Origin of the sequence: Streptomyces sp. NPDC079020, from assembly GCF_044542225.1 — a bacterium.
In the GTDB taxonomy this organism is placed as follows: domain Bacteria; phylum Actinomycetota; class Actinomycetes; order Streptomycetales; family Streptomycetaceae; genus Streptomyces.
This window is the reverse complement of the sequence record NZ_JBITUB010000001.1, coordinates 265,486-285,144: the sequence shown is the minus strand read 5'-3', so window position 1 is coordinate 285,144 and position 19,659 is coordinate 265,486. Positions and strand designations below refer to the sequence as shown.

Annotated in this window: 18 protein-coding genes; 11 read left to right on the top strand and 7 right to left on the bottom strand. The window is 71.2% G+C overall.

What is annotated here, in order from left to right; translation table 11 throughout:
• Window positions 1-32: 32 nt before the first annotated feature.
• The 6 genes from ACIGJO_RS01335 (at window position 33) to ACIGJO_RS01310 (ending at window position 5,748) form a co-directional block, all read left to right on the top strand.
• Window positions 33-815 (top strand): TraR/DksA family transcriptional regulator, encoded by a 783-nt coding sequence (locus ACIGJO_RS01335; RefSeq protein WP_399950287.1) that lies wholly within the window; start codon window positions 33-35, stop codon window positions 813-815.
• A gap of 201 nt (window positions 816-1,016) precedes the next feature.
• Complete coding sequence (lspA, locus tag ACIGJO_RS01330) at window positions 1,017-1,661, top strand: signal peptidase II (RefSeq protein ID WP_399950284.1); 645 nt, start codon at window positions 1,017-1,019, stop codon at window positions 1,659-1,661.
• Between the two features lie 23 nt (window positions 1,662-1,684).
• Window positions 1,685-2,626: an RluA family pseudouridine synthase gene (locus tag ACIGJO_RS01325; RefSeq protein WP_266929860.1), complete on the top strand. Its 942-nt coding sequence runs from the start codon at window positions 1,685-1,687 to the stop codon at window positions 2,624-2,626.
• Entirely contained in the window at window positions 2,623-3,099 is a 477-nt protein-coding gene (locus tag ACIGJO_RS01320; RefSeq protein ID WP_399950281.1) for a GNAT family N-acetyltransferase, read from the top strand. Before ACIGJO_RS01325 ends, ACIGJO_RS01320 begins: the two co-directional genes overlap by 4 nt.
• A 178-nt stretch (window positions 3,100-3,277) precedes the next feature.
• Window positions 3,278-4,864 (top strand): Na+/H+ antiporter, encoded by a 1,587-nt coding sequence (locus tag ACIGJO_RS01315; RefSeq protein ID WP_399950278.1) that lies wholly within the window; start codon window positions 3,278-3,280, stop codon window positions 4,862-4,864.
• A 305-nt stretch (window positions 4,865-5,169) separates the two neighbouring features.
• Entirely contained in the window at window positions 5,170-5,748 is a 579-nt protein-coding gene (locus ACIGJO_RS01310; protein ID WP_399950275.1) for a dienelactone hydrolase family protein, read from the top strand.
• Between the two features lie 86 nt (window positions 5,749-5,834).
• Here the strand turns inward: ACIGJO_RS01310 and ACIGJO_RS01305 are convergent, their stop codons facing one another.
• From ACIGJO_RS01305 to ACIGJO_RS01295, 3 genes are all read right to left on the bottom strand, one after another.
• The gene (locus ACIGJO_RS01305) at window positions 5,835-6,650 is read right to left on the bottom strand and encodes a thioredoxin domain-containing protein (protein ID WP_399950272.1); all 816 of its coding nucleotides are present in this window, start codon (window positions 6,648-6,650) and stop codon (window positions 5,835-5,837) included.
• A gap of 85 nt (window positions 6,651-6,735) precedes the next feature.
• Entirely contained in the window at window positions 6,736-7,458 is a 723-nt protein-coding gene (locus tag ACIGJO_RS01300) for a hypothetical protein (protein WP_399950269.1), read from the bottom strand.
• Between the two features lie 80 nt (window positions 7,459-7,538).
• Entirely contained in the window at window positions 7,539-8,864 is a 1,326-nt protein-coding gene (locus ACIGJO_RS01295) for a DUF2252 domain-containing protein (RefSeq protein ID WP_399950266.1), read from the bottom strand.
• A gap of 205 nt (window positions 8,865-9,069) precedes the next feature.
• Between ACIGJO_RS01295 and dnaE the strand changes: the two genes are divergently transcribed.
• Entirely contained in the window at window positions 9,070-12,609 is a 3,540-nt protein-coding gene (gene dnaE, locus ACIGJO_RS01290) for a DNA polymerase III subunit alpha (protein ID WP_399950263.1), read from the top strand.
• Between the two features lie 89 nt (window positions 12,610-12,698).
• Here the strand turns inward: dnaE and ACIGJO_RS01285 are convergent, their stop codons facing one another.
• Window positions 12,699-12,878, bottom strand: coding sequence for a hypothetical protein (locus tag ACIGJO_RS01285; RefSeq protein ID WP_266929851.1), 180 nt, complete (start codon window positions 12,876-12,878; stop codon window positions 12,699-12,701).
• A 226-nt stretch (window positions 12,879-13,104) separates the two neighbouring features.
• Between ACIGJO_RS01285 and ACIGJO_RS01280 the strand changes: the two genes are divergently transcribed.
• From ACIGJO_RS01280 to ACIGJO_RS01265, 4 genes are all read left to right on the top strand, one after another.
• Window positions 13,105-14,361 (top strand): NYN domain-containing protein, encoded by a 1,257-nt coding sequence (locus tag ACIGJO_RS01280; protein ID WP_399950259.1) that lies wholly within the window; start codon window positions 13,105-13,107, stop codon window positions 14,359-14,361.
• A 192-nt stretch (window positions 14,362-14,553) separates the two neighbouring features.
• Window positions 14,554-15,537: an ABC transporter ATP-binding protein gene (locus ACIGJO_RS01275; RefSeq protein WP_399951659.1), complete on the top strand. Its 984-nt coding sequence runs from the start codon at window positions 14,554-14,556 to the stop codon at window positions 15,535-15,537.
• 61 nt (window positions 15,538-15,598) lie between these two features.
• The gene (locus ACIGJO_RS01270; protein WP_399950256.1) at window positions 15,599-16,441 is read left to right on the top strand and encodes an ABC transporter permease; all 843 of its coding nucleotides are present in this window, start codon (window positions 15,599-15,601) and stop codon (window positions 16,439-16,441) included.
• A 100-nt stretch (window positions 16,442-16,541) separates the two neighbouring features.
• On the top strand, window positions 16,542-17,204 hold the full coding sequence (locus ACIGJO_RS01265) for an ABC transporter permease (RefSeq protein ID WP_399950253.1): 663 nt from the start codon (window positions 16,542-16,544) through the stop codon (window positions 17,202-17,204).
• Window positions 17,205-17,268: 64 nt separating this feature from the next.
• On the opposite strand, the gene ybaK is transcribed toward ACIGJO_RS01265, so the two are convergent.
• The 3 genes from ybaK to ACIGJO_RS01250 are packed head-to-tail and all read right to left on the bottom strand — an operon-like array spanning window position 17,269 to window position 19,598.
• Window positions 17,269-17,772: a Cys-tRNA(Pro) deacylase gene (gene ybaK, locus ACIGJO_RS01260; RefSeq protein WP_399950250.1), complete on the bottom strand. Its 504-nt coding sequence runs from the start codon at window positions 17,770-17,772 to the stop codon at window positions 17,269-17,271.
• Between the two features lie 27 nt (window positions 17,773-17,799).
• A complete protein-coding gene (locus tag ACIGJO_RS01255; RefSeq protein WP_399950247.1) occupies window positions 17,800-18,552 on the bottom strand; it encodes an LON peptidase substrate-binding domain-containing protein in 753 nt (250 codons plus the stop codon).
• A 5-nt stretch (window positions 18,553-18,557) separates the two neighbouring features.
• Window positions 18,558-19,598 carry a hypothetical protein gene (locus ACIGJO_RS01250; RefSeq protein WP_329945703.1) on the bottom strand — a complete coding sequence of 347 codons (1,041 nt, stop codon included), beginning with the start codon at window positions 19,596-19,598 and terminating at the stop codon, window positions 18,558-18,560.
• Window positions 19,599-19,659 lie beyond the last annotated feature (61 nt).

Here is a 19,659-nt window from a genome sequence, read left to right as displayed (position 1 = left end):
GCAAGATCACAATATGTGAAGGGGCCGCGGCCATGGTGGCGAAGAAGACGGCGAAAGAGACCGTGGAGACCGTGGCCGGCACCGGGGCCGACGGAAAGCCACCGGCCGGGACGGCTGCCAGGAAGACGGTGGCGAAGAAGACGGCTGCCAAGAAGACGGCTGCCAAGAAGGCCCCGGCGAAGAGGACCGCGGCCGCGACCGCGGTGGAGAAGACGGCGGCAAAGAAGGCGCCGGCGAGGAAGAGCGCAGCCAAGAAGGCTTCGAAGAAGGCCGCAGCGACGGCCACGGGGGCGGCCCAGGCCGCCGAGCAGACGGGAGCCCACACGGTGGTAGCCAAGAAGAGCGCGGGTCGGACCACAGCCGCCGGGAAGGCCGCGGCCGCGGTGCCGCAGGCCCGCGCGGCCGCTGCGACAGCGCCCGGAGAGCTGGCGGTACGGCCCGGGGAGGACCCCTGGACGCCGGAGGAGGTCGCCGAGGCGCGCACGGTCCTGACCAGTGAGGTTCTGCGGCTGCGGAGCGAGCTGGAGGCCTCGGGCGCCGCCCTCGCCGGACTGATGCGGGACTCCGGGGACGGCGCCGGGCACGACGAGGCGGACACCGGAACGAAGAACATCACCCGCGAGCACGAGCTGTCGCTGGCCGCCAACGCGCAGGAGATGCTGGAGCAGACCGAGCGCGCCCTGGCCCGGCTGGAGGCGGGGACCTACGGACTCTGTGAGATCTGCGGCAAGCCGATCGGCAAGGCGCGGATGCAGGCCTTCCCCCGGGCCACGCTGTGTGTGGAGGACAAACAGAAGCAGGAGCGGCGCGGCTGATCCGGCGGGGCCGCGCCCGGACCCGCGAAACGGCCTTCGTCCGGTCCGGGCGGACCTGTCGTCCGGACCGGACGCGGCTTTCGTCCGGACCGGACAGCGGCCGCGGGCGCCGGACCCCACCGGCCCGGCCCGACCCGAACGAAAGAGCCCGGGTGTGTCGTACCCTCGTCCTCAGTCAGGCACCTAGGTTGAGGGACTCACGTGGCAGAGGCGGAGCGCATCATCGGTACGCCGGATATCCCTGATGCCGAGGGGGCGGCCGGGGACGAGACCCCGCAGACCGCCGAGGCCGGGGCCAAGGGCCCGGACGCGGGCGAGACCGGAAGCACGGACGCGGGCGGGGCGGCGGCCGGGGGCAAGGGCCACCGGAAGATCCTCGCGCTCTTCGTCGTGGCCGTGGTCGCCTATCTGCTCGACCTGAGCAGCAAGATGCTCGTGGTCGCCAAGCTGGAGCACCAGGAGCCCATCGAGATCTTCGGCGACTGGCTGAAGCTCAGCGCGATCCGCAACGCGGGTGCCGCGTTCGGGATCGGCGAGGCCTTCACGGTGATCTTCACCGTGATCGCCGCCGGTGTGATCGTGGTCATCGCCCGGCTGGCCCGCAAGCTCTACAGCCTGCCGTGGGCCATCGCGCTGGGGCTGCTGCTCGGCGGTGCGCTCGGCAACCTCACCGACCGCATCTTCCGCGCGCCCGGCGTGTTCGAGGGCGCGGTGGTGGACTTCATCGCCCCCGCGCACTTCGCCGTCTTCAACCTCGCCGACTCCGCGATCGTCTGCGGCGGAATCCTCATCGTGATCCTTTCCTTCAAGGGCCTGGACCCCGACGGCACCGTGCACAAGGACTAGCGGGCGCAAGGCATACTCGACAGGTGAGTACGCATCCCGAGATCCGCACCCTGCCCGTACCCGATGGCCTGGAAGGCGAGCGCGTCGACGCCGCCATCTCCCGGATGTTCGGTTTCTCCCGCACCAAGGCCGCAGAGCTGGCCGCTGCCGGGAAGGTCCAGGTGGACGGTTCGGTGGCCGGGAAGTCCGAGCGGGTGCACGGTGGCGCCTGGCTGGAGGTGGAGATGCCGCAGGCGGCCGCTCCGGTCCAGATCGTCGCCGAGCCCGTCGAGGGCATGGAGATCGTGCACGACGACGACGACATCGTCGTCATCGTGAAGCCGGTGGGCGTCGCGGCCCACCCGAGCCCCGGCTGGACCGGGACCACGGTCATCGGCGGGCTCGCGGCCGCCGGGTACCGGATCTCCACGTCCGGTGCCGCCGAGCGCCAGGGCATCGTGCACCGCCTGGACGTCGGCACCTCCGGGCTGATGGTCGTCGCCAAGTCGGAGCGCGCCTACACCCTGCTCAAGGCACAGTTCCGCGACCGGGTCGTCGAGAAGAAGTACCACGCGCTCGTCCAGGGCCACCCGGACCCGATGAGCGGCACCATCGACGCCCCCATCGGCCGGCACCCCAACCACGACTACAAGTGGGCGGTCACGGCCGAGGGCAAGCCGTCGGTGACGCACTACGACCTGATCGAGGCCTACCGCGCCGCGAGCCTCCTCGACATCAAGCTGGAGACGGGCCGCACGCACCAGATCCGGGTGCACATGTCGGCCCACCGCCACCCGTGCGTCGGCGACCTCACCTACGGCGCCGACCCGACCCTGGCCAAGCGGCTGGGGCTGACCCGGCAGTGGCTGCACGCCGTGCGCCTCGGCTTCGAGCACCCCTCCGACGGCAGCTGGGTCGAGTTCGCCAGCAGCTACCCGGACGACCTCCAGCAGGCCCTCGACAAGATCGCGGCGGAGAGCGAATGACCGCTGGGCCCGCCCCGTACACCACCCGCAGGGCCCTCGGCGACAGCGATCTCGCGGCCTGCTTCCAGGTCCGCAAGGACGTCTTCGTCGGTGAGCAGCGGGTGCCCGAGGAGATCGAGTACGACGCGCACGACGCGGACGCGGTGCATGTCCTGGCGCTCGCGGCGGACGGCTCGGCGCTCGGCACGGGGCGGCTGCTGCACGGTCCCGCAGTGGCGGACCGGGCGGGCGGCGACCTCACGGCCGGCTCGCTCGGCAGGCTCGCGGTGACCCGGGAGGCGCGCGGCCTCGGCGCCGGCACCGCACTGGTGCGCGCCATCGAGGACGAGGCGCGCACCCTGGGCCTGGCCGCCGTCGATCTGCACGCCCAGACCCACGCCCTCGGTTTCTACGAGCGGCTCGGGTACGTGGCGTACGGCCCCGAATTCCCGGACGCGGGCATCGCCCACCGGGCCATGCGCCGTTCGCTCTGACGTCACCCCCCCCCGGATCGCCCGCAGCGGTGCGGCGGCGGCCGATACATCGGAGGACCGAGGGGCCAAGGGGGCGGCCGGAGGGGGGTGTTGTCTGAATTGCGGGGATTGCGTGGCAGGGTGGAAGCCCCTATCGGCCGAGCTCACGGCCTGACCCCGCACGCCCGGAAGGCACATCGTGGACCAAATGGCACTGCTGCTCCTGCTTCTGCTGGGAGCCGTGGTCACGGTGCCCCTCGGGGAGCGTCTGGGTCTTCCGGCGCCGGTGCTGATGACGCTCGCCGGGGTCGCGATGGCGTTCACCAGCTTCGTGCCGAATGTCGACATCCCGCCGGAGATCATCCTCCCCGCGCTGCTGCCGCCGCTGCTGTACGCATCGGTGCAGCGCACCTCCTGGCGGCAGTTCGCGGCCAACAGACGGCCGATCTTCCTGCTGGCCGTGGCGCTGGTCTTCGTCACCACGGCGGCCGTCGCCGCGGTCGCCAACGCGATCGTCCCGGGGCTGCCCATCGCCGCCGCGGTCGCCCTCGGCGCGCTCGTCGCCCCGCCCGACCCGGTCGCCGCGACCGCTGTCGCGGGCTCGGTCGGACTGCCGCGCCGGCTCGTCTCGATCCTGGAGGGCGAGGGGCTGTTCAACGACGTGACCGCGATCGTGCTCTACCACGTGGCGATCGCCGCCGCCGTGAGCGGCACCTTCTCGCTGCCCGAGGCGTTCGGCCTGCTGATCCTGTCCGCCGTCGTCGCGGTGGTGGTCGGGCTGGCGCTGGGCTGGCTCACCATCAAGCTGATGAACATCCTGGGTGATGCCACCCTTCAGGTCGGCCTCTCCCTGCTCGTACCGTTCGTGAGCTACGTCCTCGCCGAGGAGCTCATGGGGTCGGGCGTGCTGGCCGTCCTCACCACCGCGCTCTTCCTCGCCGAGCACACCGCGGACGCAGACGATGTCCTCGGACGTCTGACCGGACGCAGCTTCTGGGAGATCGTCGACACGCTCGTCACCGGGGTCGCCTTCGGGCTGATCGGCCTCGAACTCCACAGTGTCTTCGGCACGGCCGACGGGCGCGTACCGCAGATGGTGGGCTGGGGCCTGGCGATCGTCGTGGTCGTCGTCGGCGTACGACTGCTGTGGCTACTGCCCGCGACCTGGCTGGCCAAACGGCTGCACACCCGGCGCGATGTGAGCGAGGAGATCCCCACCAGCTGGCGGGAGACCGTCGTCATGTGGTGGGCCGGGATGCGAGGGGTGGCCTCGGTCGCGCTGGCGCTGGCGATCCCGCTGGAGACGGACGACGGGAAGCCGTTCCCCGGCCGTGACGAGATCATCTTCATCGCGTTCACCGTCATCATGGCGACCCTCGTCTTCCAGGGGCTCACACTGCCGTGGCTGGTGCGCAAGCTCGGGGTGCGTGCCGACACCGACGCCGAACAGGCCCTGGAACGGGAGCTCGCGATCCGGGCGGCCAAGGCGGCGAAGCACCGGCTCAAGGAGATCCAGGAGGTCGAGGACTTCCCGGAGGACGTCGTCGAGCGGCTCCAGCGCGCGGCGTACGACATCGGGGCACGGATCAGCCCCGACATGGTCGACGACGAGCGGCGCGAGGCGTACGCGCAGCGGGCGGAACGGTTCCGGGCGGTCAACCGTATTCAGCGGGAGATGATGTCGGCCGCCCGTCACGCGGTGCTCTCCGCCCGCAGCGAGCCGGGCGCCGACCCCGAGGTCGTCGACCGGGTGCTGCGCTACCTGGACGTACGCAGCCTGCGCTGAGAGCCTGTCGGGTGACCTTCGATCGGGAAGCGGACGTGGCATGGTGCGTGCGATTCCCAGGCGCCGGAAGCGTGCGTGCCAGGGCGTGGCCGCCCGATCAGAGGTCACCCGACAGGCTCTGAGGCGGCGGGACGGACCGGACGGGGGAGGCGGAGAGGACGGACGTGCCCGGCGCGGGGTCAGCCGCGTCCCGTCCGCGGGGCCTTGCTGTCGCCGCCGTGGCCACTGCCGTGGCCGCCCCTGTGGCCGCCGTCCGGCGGGCCCCGGGGCCCTGTCGTTCGGATCGGGCCGGGCTCGCTGGCACCATGGGCGTCATGAACATCATGCTTTTCCACTCGACCTATGGGCTGCGGCCCGCCGTGCACGCCGCGGCCGACCGGCTCCGGGCCGCCGGCCATGAGGTGCGGGTGCCCGATCTGTTCGAGGGGCACACCTTCGACACGGTGGAGGAGGGCATGGCCTTCAAGGAGCAGGTGGGCAAGGACGAGCTGCTCAGGCGCGCCGTGCTGGCCGCGGCGCCCTACTCCGACCAGGGACTGGTGTACGCGGGCTTCTCCTTCGGCGCCTCCACCGCGCAGACCCTGGCCCTCGGCGACGAGAAGGCGCGCGGGCTGCTGCTCCTGCACGGCACCTCGGACATCGCGGAGAACGCCTCGGTGGACGAACTCCCCGTACAGCTGCATGTCGCCGACCCCGACCCGTTCGAGTCGCCCGACTGGCTCAACAGCTGGTACCTCCAGATGCGGCGGACCGGAGCCGATGTGGAGGTCTACCGCTATCCGGGCGCCGGGCACCTGTTCACCGACCCGGAGCTGCACGACTACGACGAGCGGGCCGCCGAGCAGACCTGGAAGGTCGCCCTGGGGTTCCTCGCCACGCTGTGACCGGGCCGGAAAACCCGCGGCGGGGTCCCGCACCTTCCGGTGCCGGACCCCGCCGCGCCGTACGGCCGTGAGCGGACGGGCGGACGTTACGCCTTCAGCGCCTTGTCGACCGCGGCGTTGAAGTCGGCCACCGACATCGGGGCGTTCTCGCTGCCCTCGGCGGTGACCGGCTTGCCGTCCATCCTCAGCGACGGCGTGCCCCTCACCCCGCTCTTTTCGAACGCCTTGGACATCTTCATCGCCCAGGCGTCGTACGTGCCGTCCTCCACGTTCTCGCGGAACTCCTTGTTGCCCTTCAGCGCGTCCACGGAGTCCGCCACCTCGAGCAGGAAGCTGTCCTTGGCGAACTTGTCGTCGCTCTCCTCCGGGTGGTACTTCGCGGAGTAGAGCGCGGCCTTGTAGTCCAGGAACGCTTCGGGGCTCACATCGAGAGCCGCGCCCAGCGCGCTGAGGGCGTTCTTGGAGCCCTCTCCGCTGTCGGAGTTGTCGATGAAGGTCGCACCGACGTACTTGATCTTGTACTTGCCCGCCTCGACGTCCTTCTCGACGGTCTCGCCGACCGCCTGCTCGAACGTGCCGCAGATCGGGCAGCGCGAGTCCTCGTACAGCTCAAGGGTCTTCTTGGCGGTCGACTTGCCGATGACCACGGTCGTGCCGTCCTTGCCCGAGGTGTTCTTCGGGGCGGTCACGTTCTTCGCGTCCGCGGCGGCCGTCCAGGCGTCCGGCTTGTTCAGCTGCATCACGCCGTAGCTGATGCCGCCGATGACCGCCAGCGCGGCGACGACCGAGACACCGACGACGACCTGCTTGCGGGCCTTGTCCTTCTTCGCCTGGCGCTCGCGCTCGGCGCGCAGCCGCTCGCGGGCCGCTGCCTTGTTGGCCTGGGTGTTGCGGTTGCTCATGATCGTTCTCCGTGGGTGCGAAAGCTGGGTGTGGGGGTGCTGTACGGGCGGGGCCGCCGTTCCCGGGGCCCGGCGTGCCGCGTGCTCAGAGCGCGGCACGGACCGTCAGCGGCGGACCCCTTCGTCCCACGGAGTGCCCCAGCAGGCGGGCCGGGAAGAGCGGGTGCGGCCGGCCGGCCGGGCGCGGGGCGCGGGCCGTCCGGCGGCGGGAGTGGCCCACCACGGCGACGGCGGTCAGCAGCGGGCGGAACGCCACGGCGGCCACCGCGCGCAGCAGCCCCGCGAGCGCGGACTCCCCGCGCCTCAGCCAGGCCGCGGCGAGCAGCCCGACGGTCACATGGGCGGCGAGCAGCAGCCACGGCACCGCGGGCCCCGGCTGCGCCAGCAGGGCGGCGGCCCGGTCACCGGCTCCGGTCACCCCGGCCAGCGGGGTGCCCACCGTGCCGACACCCGCGAGATGCGCGGCACCGCCGCCGCTCCCGCCGCACAGCACATCGACGCCCACGGACCGCAGCGGCCCCGCGATCGGGCCGCCGGCCGCCCCGTAACAGAGATGCTGCCCCGTGGTGAAGACCGTGTCGGCGGCCAGCTCCAGCGGGACGAGCAGGCCCGCGATCGCCCCGAAGCCGCGCTCGCGGCCCGCCAGCGCGTACGCCGTCGCGAAGACGGCGCAGGCCAGCATCGCGACCGCGGTCAGCGGCAGCGGGACCTGGGAGAGCAGCACATGGGAAGCAGTGGACAGGGTGACGACGAGCGCTGTGAAAAGCGCCGCGCGCACCACCCTGAGCTGCGTCCCTGAGATGTCCATCGCCGGAGAGTGTGTCATGTGTACCTGTAAACGACCCCTAAAACCCCCGGACCCGCGGGATCCGGGGGTCCGGGACCGCCCTACAGGCCGGGAATACGGTCGTTGCGGAAGAGGTCCACGAAGATCTGGTGGTCGGCGCGGGCACGGGCCCCGTAGCTGTGGGCGAAGTCGACCAGCAGCTCCGCGAAGCCCTCCTCGTCGGCCGCGATGGCCGCGTCGATCGCCCGCTCCGTGGAGAACGGCACCAGCGAGTGCCCGCTCTCGTCGTCCGCCGCCGAGTGCATCGTCGCCGTCGCCCGGCCGAGATCGGCGACGACTGCCGCGATCTCCTCCGGCTCGTCGATGTCGGACCAGTCCAGGTCGACGGCGTACGGCGACACCTCCGCCACCAGCTGGCCCGCGCCGTCCAGCTCGGTCCAGCCGAGCCACGGGTCGGCGTGGGCCTGCAGCGCGCGCTGCGAGATCACGGTGCGGTGCCCCTCGTGCTGGAAGTAGTCCCGCACGGCGGCGTCGGTGATGTGCCGGGAGACCGCCGGGGTCTGCGCCTGCTTGAGATAGATCACCACATCGTTCTCCAGGGCGTCGCTGTTGCCCTCCAGGAGGATGTTGTACGACGGCAGCCCGGCCGAGCCTATGCCGATGCCCCGCCGGCCCACCACGTCCTTCACCCGGTACGAGTCGGGGCGGGTCAGGCTCGACTCGGGCAGCGTCTCCAGATAGCCGTCGAACGCGGACAGCACCTTGTAGCGGGTCGCCGCGTCCAGGTCGATCGCCCCGCCGCCGGCGGCGAACCGGCGCTCGAAGTCCCGTATCTCCGTCATCGAGTCCAGCAGCGAGAACCGGGTCAGCGAGCGGGCGTCACGCAGCGCGTCCAGCAGCGGACCCTGGGCGGTGTCCAGCGTGAACGGCGGCAGCTCGTCGTTCTTCGCGCCGGCCGCCAGGGCGTGGATCCGCTCCCGGTAGGCGGCGGCGTAGATCCGCACCAGCTCGCTGATCTGGCCGTCGCTCAGCGCCTTCGCGTAGCCGATCAGGGCCACGGAGGCGGCGAAGCGCTTGAGGTCCCAGGTGAACGGGCCCACATAGGCCTCGTCGAAGTCGTTCACATTGAAGATCAGCCGGCCGTTGGCGTCCATGTACGTGCCGAAGTTCTCCGCGTGCAGATCGCCGTGGATCCACACCCGTCCGGTGCGCTCGTCCAGATAGTCCCCGCCGTGCCGCTCCCGCTCCACATCGCCGTAGAACAGGCACGCCGTGCCGCGGTAGAAGGCGAAGGCCGAGCCCGCCATCTTGCGGAACTTGACCCGGAAGGCCGCGGGATCGGCGGCCAGCAGCTCACCGAAAGCGGTGTCGAAAACGGCGAGGATCTGCTCCCCGCGCTGCGCCGCGCCGGTCTGCGTTTCCGACATTTCTTGGTGCCTCCTGGTACCGGACGTGCATGACGTGGGACGTGCCCCATGACGTGACTGAGGACATGACAAAAAGGACACGTTCCTCAGCCTCTACAACGCGCGACCGTACCCGGGAGTGCCCTTCGTCCGTCACCTCCAAGACGTAGACTTCCCCGCTGTCCCCCCTGTCCGTCATCCCCAGTTCTCCCGGAGGCCCGACGCCGTGACCAAGCCGCCCTTCACGCACCTTCACGTCCACACGCAGTACTCGCTCCTGGACGGTGCCGCGCGGCTCAAGGACATGTTCGAGGCGTGCAACGAGATGGGCATGTCGCACATCGCGATGACGGACCACGGCAACCTGCACGGGGCGTACGACTTCTTCCACAGCGCCACCAAGGCGGGTGTGACGCCGATCATCGGCATCGAGGCGTACGTCGCCCCGGAGTCGCGCAAGCACAAGCGCAAGGTGCAGTGGGGACAGCCGCACCAGAAGCGCGACGATGTGTCCGGATCCGGTGGTTACACCCACAAGACGATCTGGGCGTCGAACAAGACCGGCCTCCACAACCTCTTCCGGCTCTCCTCGGACGCGTACGCCGAGGGCTGGCTGCAGAAGTGGCCGCGGATGGACAAGGAGACCATCGCCAAGTGGTCCGAGGGTCTGATCGCGTCCACCGGGTGCCCCTCGGGCGAGGTACAGACCCGGCTGCGGCTCGGACAGTTCGACGAGGCGGTCCAGGCGGCCTCCGACTACAAGGACATCTTCGGCAGGGGCAAGTACTTCCTGGAGCTGATGGACCACGGCATCGAGATCGAGCGCCGCGTCCGCGACGGGCTCCTCGAAATCGGCAGGAAGCTGGACATCCCGCCGCTGGTGACGAACGACTCGCACTACACCTACGCGAGCGAGGCCACGGCGCACGACGCCCTGCTGTGCATCCAGACCGGCAAGAACCTCTCCGACCCGGACCGCTTCCGCTTCGACGGCACCGGCTACTACCTCAAGACCACGGAGGAGATGTACGGCGTCGACTCCTCCGACGCCTGGCAGGAGGGCTGCGCCAACACCCTGCTGGTCGCGGAACAGATCGACACGGGCGGCATGTTCGAGGCGAAGAACCTCATGCCGAAGTTCGACATCCCGGACGGCTTCACCGAGATCACCTGGTTCCAGGAAGAGGTCCGGGTCGGCATGCAGCGCCGCTTCCCGGGCGGGGTCCCCGACGACCGGCAGAAGCAGGTCGAGTACGAGATGGACATCATCATCCAGATGGGGTTCCCGGGGTACTTCCTGGTCGTCGCCGACTTCATCATGTGGGCCAAGAACAACGGCATCGCGGTCGGTCCCGGACGAGGCAGCGCCGCCGGTTCGATCGTGGCGTACGCGATGGGCATCACCGACCTCGACCCGATCGAGCACGGGCTGATCTTCGAGCGGTTCCTGAACCCCGAGCGTGTCTCCATGCCCGACGTCGACATCGACTTCGACGAGCGCCGGCGCGTCGAAGTGATCCGGTACGTGACCGAGAAGTACGGCGCCGACAAGGTCGCCATGATCGGTACGTACGGCAAGATCAAGGCCAAGAACGCCATCAAGGACTCCGCCCGGGTCCTGGGCTACCCGTACGCCATGGGCGACCGGCTCACCAAGGCGATGCCCGCCGACGTCCTGGGCAAGGGCATCGACCTCAACGGCATCACCGACCCCAAGCACCCGCGCTACAGCGAGGCGGGCGAGATCCGGGGGATGTACGAGAACGAGCCGGACGTACGGAAGGTCATCGACACCGCGAAGGGCGTCGAGGGCCTGGTGCGGCAGATGGGCGTGCACGCCGCGGGCGTCATCATGTCCAGCGAACCCATCGTCGACCACGCCCCCGTCTGGGTGCGGCACACCGACGGCGTCACCATCACGCAGTGGGACTACCCGCAGTGCGAGTCGCTCGGCCTGCTGAAGATGGACTTCCTGGGCCTGCGCAACCTGACGATCATGGACGACGCCATCAAGATGGTGAAGTCCAACAAGGGCATCGACCTGGAGATGCTCTCCCTGCCGCTGGACGACCCCAAGACGTACGAACTGCTCTGCCGCGGTGACACGCTCGGCGTCTTCCAGTTCGACGGCGGTCCGATGCGCTCCCTGCTGCGCCAGATGCAGCCCGACAACTTCGAGGACATTTCCGCCGTCTCGGCCCTCTACCGGCCGGGCCCGATGGGAATGAACTCCCACACGAACTACGCGGAGCGCAAGAACGCCCGCCAGGAGATCACCCCGATCCACCCGGAGCTGGAGGAGCCTCTCAAGGAGGTCCTCGGCCTCACCTACGGCCTGATCGTCTACCAGGAGCAGGTGCAGAAGGCCGCCCAGATCGTCGCCGGGTACTCGCTCGGCGAGGCCGACATCCTGCGCCGCGTGATGGGCAAGAAGAAGCCCGACGAGCTGGCGAAGAACTTCGTCCTCTTCGAGGCGGGCGCCAAGGAGAAGGGCTTCTCCGACGCGGCGATCAAGGCGCTGTGGGACGTACTGGTGCCGTTCGCCGGATACGCGTTCAACAAGGCGCACTCCTCCGCGTACGGCCTGGTCACCTACTGGACCGCGTACCTCAAGGCGAACTACCCCGCCGAGTACATGGCGGCCCTGCTGACCTCGGTCAAGGACGACAAGGACAAGTCCGCGGTCTACCTCAACGAGTGCCGCCGCATGGGCATCAAGGTGCTGCCGCCCAACGTCAACGAGTCGCTGTCCAACTTCGCCGCCCAGGGTGACGACGTGATCCTCTTCGGCCTGACCGCCGTGCGCAACGTCGGTCAGAACGTCGTCGACTCGATCATCCGGAGCCGCAAGGCGAAGGGGAAGTACAGCACCTTCCCCGACTTCCTCGACAAGGTCGAAGCGGTCGTCTGCAACAAGCGCACCGTCGAGTCCCTCATCAAGGCCGGTGCCTTCGACGAGATGGGCCACACCCGCAAGGGCCTCGTCGCCCACCACGAGCCGATGATCGACAACGTGGTGCAGGTCAAGCGCAAGGAGGCCGAGGGACAGTTCGACCTGTTCGGCGGCATGGGTGAGGAGGAGAGCGACGAGCCCGGCTTCGGGCTGGACGTGGAGTTCTCCGACATCGAGTGGGAGAAGTCCTACCTGCTCGCGCAGGAACGGGAAATGCTCGGACTGTACGTCTCCGACCACCCGCTCTTCGGGCTGGAGCACGTCCTGTCCGACAAGGCCGACGCGTCGATCTCCCAGCTGACCGGCGGCGAGCACGGCGACGGTGCCATCGTGACCGTCGGCGGCATCATCTCCGGCCTCCAGCGCAAGATGACCAAGCAGGGCAACGCCTGGGCCATCGCGACCGTGGAGGACCTGGCGGGCTCCATCGAGTGCATGTTCTTCCCGGCCACCTACCAGCTGGTCTCCACCCAGCTCGTCGAGGACACCGTCGTCTTCGTCAAGGGCCGGCTGGACAAGCGCGAGGACGTGCCGCGTCTGGTCGCCATGGAGATGCAGGTCCCCGACATCTCCAACGCCGGGACCAACGCGCCGGTCGTCCTCACCATCCCCACGGTGAAGATCACCCCGCCCATGGTCAGCAGGCTCGGCGAGGTCCTGAGCAGCCACCGGGGCGACACCGAGGTACGGATCAGGCTCCAGGGCCCCCGCAAGACCACGGTGCTCCGGCTCGACCGGCACCGGGTGAAGCCCGACCCCGCGCTCTTCGGTGACCTGAAGGTGCTGCTCGGCCCGTCCTGCCTGGCCGGCTGACCGACGCCACCCACGACGGGAGGGGCGCCCCGCGGCTGCGGGGCGCCCCTCCTGGTCTGCGGGCCTGAGGCCGGACCGGAGATGACCGGTCAGTTGTGGCCGAAGCGCCGCTGGTGCTTGCGCGCGACATCGGAGGGGCTGCCCTGGGCCTGGGACTGGGGCTGGTTCTGCGACTCGAAGGCCGTGGACTTCGCCTGCTCCTCGCCGCGCTCCGAGGCGGACGCGCGATCCTGCTGGCTGCCCTGCTTGCGGTTCTTGTGCTTGGCCATGGTGAATGCCTCCTGTGGGGAATCCTGTGGGGCCAGGACCGCTGTCAGACTCACATAGCACCGCAAAGGCCGCATGTTGGATCATTACCGTGCGTAGCAGTATCCGCAGTCGGCCGTTTTCCGGATCCGCCACGCCGATGATCGAGTTCCGGACGTTAACCCCTTCACGGTCGGGCAGACTCGAAGGAAACCCTGAGTAAACCCGTTCCCGAATTCCTGGAAGAGGGTGGAACGCGTGGACCGTTGCGTCGTCCTGGTGGACGCCGGCTACTTGCTGGGCGCAGCCGCGAGTCTGCTGGCCGGGGAGCCCGCCCGTTCCCGCATCACCGTCGACCACGCGGCCCTGATCCAGGGACTGCGCGAACGTGCCGAGATCGATACGGAACAGCCCCTGCTCCGGATCTACTGGTTCGACGGCGCCCCCGACCGCGTACCGCAGCCCGAGCACCGCAGACTCCGGGTGATGTCCCGTGTGACCGTACGCCTGGGCGCTCTCACCCGCAGTGACGGGCGCTGGGCGCAGAAGGGCGTCGACGCCGCCATGCACGCCGAGCTCACCGAGCTGGCCAGGAACCGGGCCTGCTCCGATGTGGTGCTGGTGACCGGCGACGGTGATCTGCTGCCCGGACTGATGTCCGCCAAGGAGCACGGGGTCGCCGTCCATCTGTGGGCCGTTCAGGCCGCCGACGGCGACTACAACCAGTCCGAGGACCTGGTCGCCGAGGCGGACGAACGGCGCGTGCTCGACCGGGCCTGGATCACCAAGGCCGTGCGGGCCAAGGAGACCGGCGGCATCTGCGCCCCGCCGCCCGCCCCGCGCCCCGAGATCGCCGCCATCCTCTCCGCCCCGCTGCCGGAGGCGGCCCTCGCCGCGTCCGCCGAGCGCGCCTCCGAGGCCCAGGCCGCCGCCGCCCGCAACGGCACCGCGGAGCCGGCCGGCGAGAACAACGCCGTCGCGCCGCCCGCCCCCGCCCACAAGGGCGTCCCCACCCCGAAGGACCTGGCCGCCCTCCGGGCACCCGGCGCACACGCCGAGCGGCCCTCCGCGGCCCCGCCCGCCAACGCGACCCTGCGCTGGTCCTCCGACAAGGGGTGGGTGGAGCGCGGCGGCCCGCTCGGCGAGCCGCCCGAGACCGCCTCCCTGCCGACCCTGGCCCAGCTCACCAGCGCCGAACAGCGCTGGGCGGACCGGGAGGAGGACATCACCACCGTCGGCGGCGACCCGTTCGAGGTCGGCCAGGTCTTCGCCCGGCGCTGGATGGAACGGCTGCCGGAGACCGTGCACCTGCAGAAGCTGTCCACCATGTACCCGCGCATCCCGCACCGGATCGACGGTGAACTGCTGCGGTACGCGGCACGCTTCGGACTCCTCGCGCACAAGGACGACCAGATCGACGAGCACGACCGCTATGCGATCCGGGCCGGATTCTGGCGCGAGATCGACGTCCGCGCCGCGGCGGAGCACGTACCCGCGGTGGAGTAGCCGGTGGAGCGGAGGTGCGGCGGCCGTTGCGGCGGCCGTTCCGGCCGCCGGGGAGGGCCGCACCGGGCACCCCGGCCCAGGAGCGGGACCGTGCCCCGGATACGGCCCCGGACGCGGTCCGGGGCATCCGACCCCGTACCCTCATACCTCGTGAGCAAGGGCACAGCACAGGCACAGAGGGCCACCGGAACCGTGTGCGCGGTGCGTGATCTGGTCAAGACCCACCCCGCCGTCCGGGGCCGGCGCGGACGGCCCGCCACCCCCGAGGTACGCGCCACCGACGGAATCAGCCTCGATGTGCGGCGCGGCGAGATCTTCGGGCTGCTCGGCCCCAACGGGGCGGGCAAGACCACCCTGGTCCGGCAGCTCACCGGGCTGATGCGCCCCGACTCCGGAAGTGTCGAAGTGCTGGGGCACGACCTGGTGCGCCACCCCGAACGGGCCTCCCGCCTCATCGGCTACCTGGGGCAGGAATCCACCGCCCTCGACGAGCTGACCGTGTCCCTCGCCGCAGAGACCACCGGGCGGCTGCGTGGCCTCGCCGTACGGGAGGCCCGCGCCGAGCGCGACGCCGTGCTGGAGGAACTGGGACTCACCGGACTCGCCGCGCGCCCCCTGAAGAAGCTCTCCGGCGGGGAGCGCAGGCTCGCCTGCTTCGCCGCCACCCTCGTCGGGGAGCGCCCCGTCCTGGTGCTGGACGAGCCCACGACCGGCATGGACCCCGTCGCCAGGCGCGCCGTGTGGGCCGCCGTCGACCGGCGCAGGGCCGAGCGCGGTGTCACGGTCCTGCTCGTCACCCACAACGTGATCGAGGCCGAGACCGTCCTCGACCGGGTCGCCGTCGTCGAACGCGGCCGGGTCATCGCCTGCGACACCCCCGGCGGGCTGAAGGAGCGGGTCGCCGGAGAGGTCCGGGTCGAGCTGGTGTGGCGGGAGCGGGCGCCGCTGGACGTCCCGGAGGTCGCCGCGCTGCGCGCCGTCGCCCAGGAGTCCGGACGGCGCTGGGTCCTGCGGCTGGGACCGGACGAGGCGCGGGCCGCGGTCGCCGCGGTGACCGGTGGCGCGGCCTTCGCCGCGCTCGACGATTTCACCCTGGCCACGCCCAGCCTGGAGGATGTCTATCTGGCCCTCGGCGGGGATGCGGCCAATGCGACCAAGGGGCTGGTGAAGGCGTGAGATTCCACGTACGGGAGCGGGGACACGTGCGGGCAGCCGTGTCGAGGGGGAGCGGCCTCAGGTGACGAGCATCGTTCCCGCCGAGGCGGTGTCCTCGCGCGCCCCGGACCGGGCGGCGCACGGGCCTTCCGGCACCGCCCGCACCCTGCCGGCCCCGCTCGCGCCGCGCGCCCGGCTGCTGCCCTCACTGGCCGCGGTGTACCGCGCCCAGCTCTCCCGGGCCCGGGTCGCCCGGATTCCGCTGCTGTTCGTGGCGACCTTCCAGTCCGTCGGGATCATGATCCTGATGCGCGGGGTCGTCGACGGCGGCTCCGAGGCCCGCGCCGTCGTCGCCGGTTCCAGTGTGCTGGTCGTGGCGTTCGTCGCGCTGAACCTGCTCGCCCAGTACTTCGGCCAGCTGCGGGCCGGCGGCGGGCTCGACCACTACGCCACGCTGCCGGTGCCGCCCGCCTCGGTGGTGCTGGGGGCGGCCGGTGCGTACGCCTCCTTCACCGTGCCCGGCACGCTCGTCACGGCCGTCACGGGCAGTGTGCTCTTCCAGCTGCCGATGACGCATCTGTGGGTGCTCGTCGCCGTGATCCCCCTCGCCGGGGCGGCGCTGGCGGGTCTGGGGGCCGCCCTCGGCCTGCTCGCGCCGCGCCAGGAGCTGGCCACGCTGCTCGGGCAGCTGGGCATGTCCGCCGCGCTGCTGCTCGGTGTGCTGCCGGCCGACCGGATGCCGGAGCCGGTGGGGTGGGCGCGCGATCTGCTGCCGTCCACGTACGGGGTCGAGGCGCTGGCCCGGTCCTTCGACGCCCGGCCGGACTGGACCGCGATCACGCTCGACCTCGGCGTGTGCTCGGCCGTGGGTGTGCTGTCGCTCGCGGTGGCGACGTGGGCCTACCGCCGCGCCGCGGTGCGCTGAAAGGTGTCCCGGAGGCCGGTGACCGGCCGCGTACGGCCGCGGGAGCCGGGGCAAGCGGTCCGGTGAGGCGGCGCACAGGGGAGCCTGGCACGATGGCTGAGTGACAGCACCTCTGACGCCGCCTCACCAGCCTTCGCCCCACGACCCCTGGCAGACCCCGCCGGCGGGCTCGCATCCCGCGCCCGGCCATGGGTCGCCGGACGCCACGGATCTGGCCACGGAGCTCCGTCAGGCCGCCGTGGTCATGGTGCTCGTGGCCCTGACCGGTCTCGGTCTCGGGCTGCTCTGGCTGTGGCTGGCACCGAGAGTGCCGCTGATCTCCGACGACACGGCCGTCTTCCTCAAGGACAGCGAGGGCGAGGAGGCCATCGGCGCCGACGGAACGTTTGTGCTGCTGGCACTCGTGTTCGGTGCGGTCACGGCCGCGGCGGTGGTCTTCTTCCGCCGCCGCGGGGGCATCTGGCTGGTCGTGGGGCTGGCGCTCGGCGGGCTGCTCGGCTCGCTGCTGGCGTGGCGCGTCGGCGTCTGGTTCGGGCCCACCTCGGACGTGGTCGCCCATGCGCGCGAGGTCGGCAAGGGCGTGGTCTTCGACGCGCCGCTGGAGCTCCACGCGGTGGGCGCGGTGCTGGCGTGGCCGATCGCGGCGATGAGCGTGCACCTGGGGCTGACGGCGATGTTCGGGCCGTCGGACATCGAGCCCGACTGGGGCCCCGCGCAGTGGCCGCCCGCGCCGAAGGACGGGGCGGGGCCGGCGGCGCCGTGAAGGCCGTCCGCAGGGCTTGTCCCGCAGGGCTGTCCCGTACTCCCCGGCGGGCGCCGGGGACGGGTTACGCGCCCCGGCCGATCGGGGCGAACACCGCGTCGGTCAGGGCCGCCAGGTCCGTCGCGGAGAGTTCGACCTCCAGGCCCCGGCGGCCCGCCGAGACACAGATCGTGGGATGGGTCCGTGCCGAGGCGTCCAGCACCGTGCGCAGCCGCTTGCGCTGGCCCAGCGGGGAGATGCCGCCCCGGACGTAACCGGTCGTGCGCTCGGCGGCCGCGGGGTCGGCCATGGCCGCGCGCTTGCCCCCCACCGCCGAGGCCAGGGCCTTCAGGTCCAGGGAGCCGGCGACCGGGACGACCGCGACGGTCAGCGCGCCGTCGACATCGGCCACCAGGGTCTTGAACACCCGGTCGGGGGAGACACCGAGCGCCTCGGCCGCCTCCTCCCCGTACGAGGGGGAGGCCGGGTCGTGCTCGTAGGCGTGGACCGTGAACGCGGTGCCCGCCGCCGTCAGGGCGACCGTGGCGGGGGTACCGCCCGGCTGCTGCTTCTTCGGCTTCTTCGCCACCGGGCGGTTTCCTCCGTCGCTGAGGGATCAGTTGGGGTGGGTGGGGGCGCGGGTCAGGTCCACGGCGGGCAGCGACGGCAGATGCCGGATGACCGCGGTCTCCTTGCGCAGGAGGGTCAGTTCCTCGCGCAGCCGGGTCGCCGTGTCCGGCGCCTGGAGCAGCCGCTGTTTGGAGGGGACGTCCAGCACGGCCGCCGCCGCGACGAGGTACGAGACCACGGACGGGTCGTCCGGCAGCTCCGCGCCCGTTGTCAGTGACCGTTCCCTCGCTCCGGCCAGCCGCTTCTGATAGGCGCGGAAGGCCCGCAGGACGCCCTCGGCCAGCGCGCCGGCCTCGTCGTCCTTCGTCCCCTCGGTCAGCTCCTCCACCTCGGCCGTGAGGTACGGGCCGCTCGCGTCGACGGAGAGCAGCCTGACCCGGGTGGTGCCGGTGGCCAGGACCTCGAAGCTGCCGTCGGAGCGCTCACGGACCGTCGCCGCGTCCGCGATGCAGCCGACCCGGTGGAAGGCCTGGACGGGATCGGGGCCGAAGCCGTCGGCGGGGCCGCGCTCCATGACCGGTGCCGCGGCGGCCGTGTCCGGCATGCCGGTGGCCGTCGGGGCGGTCTCGCGGCCGTCGCGGATCGCGACGACGACGAAGCGGCGCGGTTCGTCCTCGTCGGTCTTCAGCAGCTCGCGCATCATGGCGCGATAACGCTCCTCGAAGACGTTGAGGGGCAGCACGAGGCCGGGGAACAGCACCGCGTTGAGCGGAAAGAGAGGCAGACGGGCGGTGGTCACAACGGTCAAGCGTAATGGCCGCGCGGCCGGCCGTGACCGGACCGGTTGCGCAGCGGGGTCGAGGAGGCGACCTGGAGCCGTGCGCGGTCCCTCGCTTCGAGGAAGAGACCGAGCGCGTCCTCGGACACCGACGACCACGGGAACGACGTCGCGTGCGGCCCGATCAGCGTGAACTGTTCCAGCGCCTCCTCCCAGCGGCCCCGGGCCACCAGGACGTACGCGAGGAGGTTGCGGACCTCGGCGGGCCACGGATCGTTCGGGCGGTACGCGCCCGAGAGCCCGATCGCCAGGTCGGCCGCCAGGTCGATCCGCTCCTCCAGCACCGAGCTGGTCCGTCCGGCGAGCTGCTCGTCGAGCAGCAGCGCGAAGGCGGCCCGTACCGGCAGCGCCTGCACCAGCGAGTCGGGCACGGCGTCCTCGGCGGCGCGCTCGGCGAAGTCGAAGCACTCGCGGTGCGAGCCGTACCAGGCGGCGGAGAGATAGCGGAGCGCCGCTATGTGGCAGCCGTAGTGGTGCGGGGCGCGGCGTACGGCCTGCTCCCACAGGGCCTCGAACACGGTGTGTGTGGCGTGGGTGCCGCGGGCGTGGTCGAGGGCGAGGCGCCAGGGCACCGGATCGCGCGGGTCGGCGTCGGCCGCCGCGGTGATCAGCGGGCCGACCTCGCGCAGCCGTTCGGCCCTGGCAGGCGACTCCCAGGCCCGGAAGACGGCCAGCTGGGCCTTGACGAGCAGCGCGTCCGGATCGCGCGGCGAGCCGGCCAGCCAGTCGATGAGCCAGCCGTCCCGGTTGTGGGCGAACATGACGAGCCGGCCGAGATACCGGTCGCGGTTCTCCCAGTCGGTGGCGTCACGGGTGGTGGCGAGGAGCTTGGCGGCGGGGCCGTAGTCCCCCAGGGCAGCCGCGACCAGCGCGGGGGAGAGCCGCTCGTCGGGGGCGTCGAGCAGCACCGCGTCGTCCGCGGGCAGTCCGGCGGACAGCCGGGGGCTGTGCCGGAACCTGCGCGCGGTACTGAGCAGAGCGCGAAGCAATGGCATGGTGCAGACCATTGAAAAGCGCTGGTGAGGGCGGCGCCAGAGGTGCGCTGTGAAGCTTCTGTGCCGAGTGAAT

What these genes read in the sequence shown, in the direction of transcription:
- ACIGJO_RS01335 (WP_399950287.1), top strand. Translation starts at nt 33, where the DNA reads ATGGTGGCGAAGAAGACGGCGAAAGAGACCGTGGAGACCGTGGCCGGC.
- ACIGJO_RS01320 (WP_399950281.1), top strand. Translation starts at nt 2,623, where the DNA reads ATGACCGCTGGGCCCGCCCCGTACACCACCCGCAGGGCCCTCGGCGAC.
- ACIGJO_RS01310 (WP_399950275.1), top strand. Translation starts at nt 5,170, where the DNA reads ATGGGCGTCATGAACATCATGCTTTTCCACTCGACCTATGGGCTGCGG.
- ACIGJO_RS01305 (WP_399950272.1), bottom strand. Translation starts at nt 6,650, where the DNA reads ATGAGCAACCGCAACACCCAGGCCAACAAGGCAGCGGCCCGCGAGCGG.
- ACIGJO_RS01300 (WP_399950269.1), bottom strand. Translation starts at nt 7,458, where the DNA reads ATGGACATCTCAGGGACGCAGCTCAGGGTGGTGCGCGCGGCGCTTTTC.
- ACIGJO_RS01295 (WP_399950266.1), bottom strand. Translation starts at nt 8,864, where the DNA reads ATGTCGGAAACGCAGACCGGCGCGGCGCAGCGCGGGGAGCAGATCCTC.
- ACIGJO_RS01285 (WP_266929851.1), bottom strand. Translation starts at nt 12,878, where the DNA reads ATGGCCAAGCACAAGAACCGCAAGCAGGGCAGCCAGCAGGATCGCGCG.
- ACIGJO_RS01250 (WP_329945703.1), bottom strand. Translation starts at nt 19,598, where the DNA reads ATGGTCTGCACCATGCCATTGCTTCGCGCTCTGCTCAGTACCGCGCGC.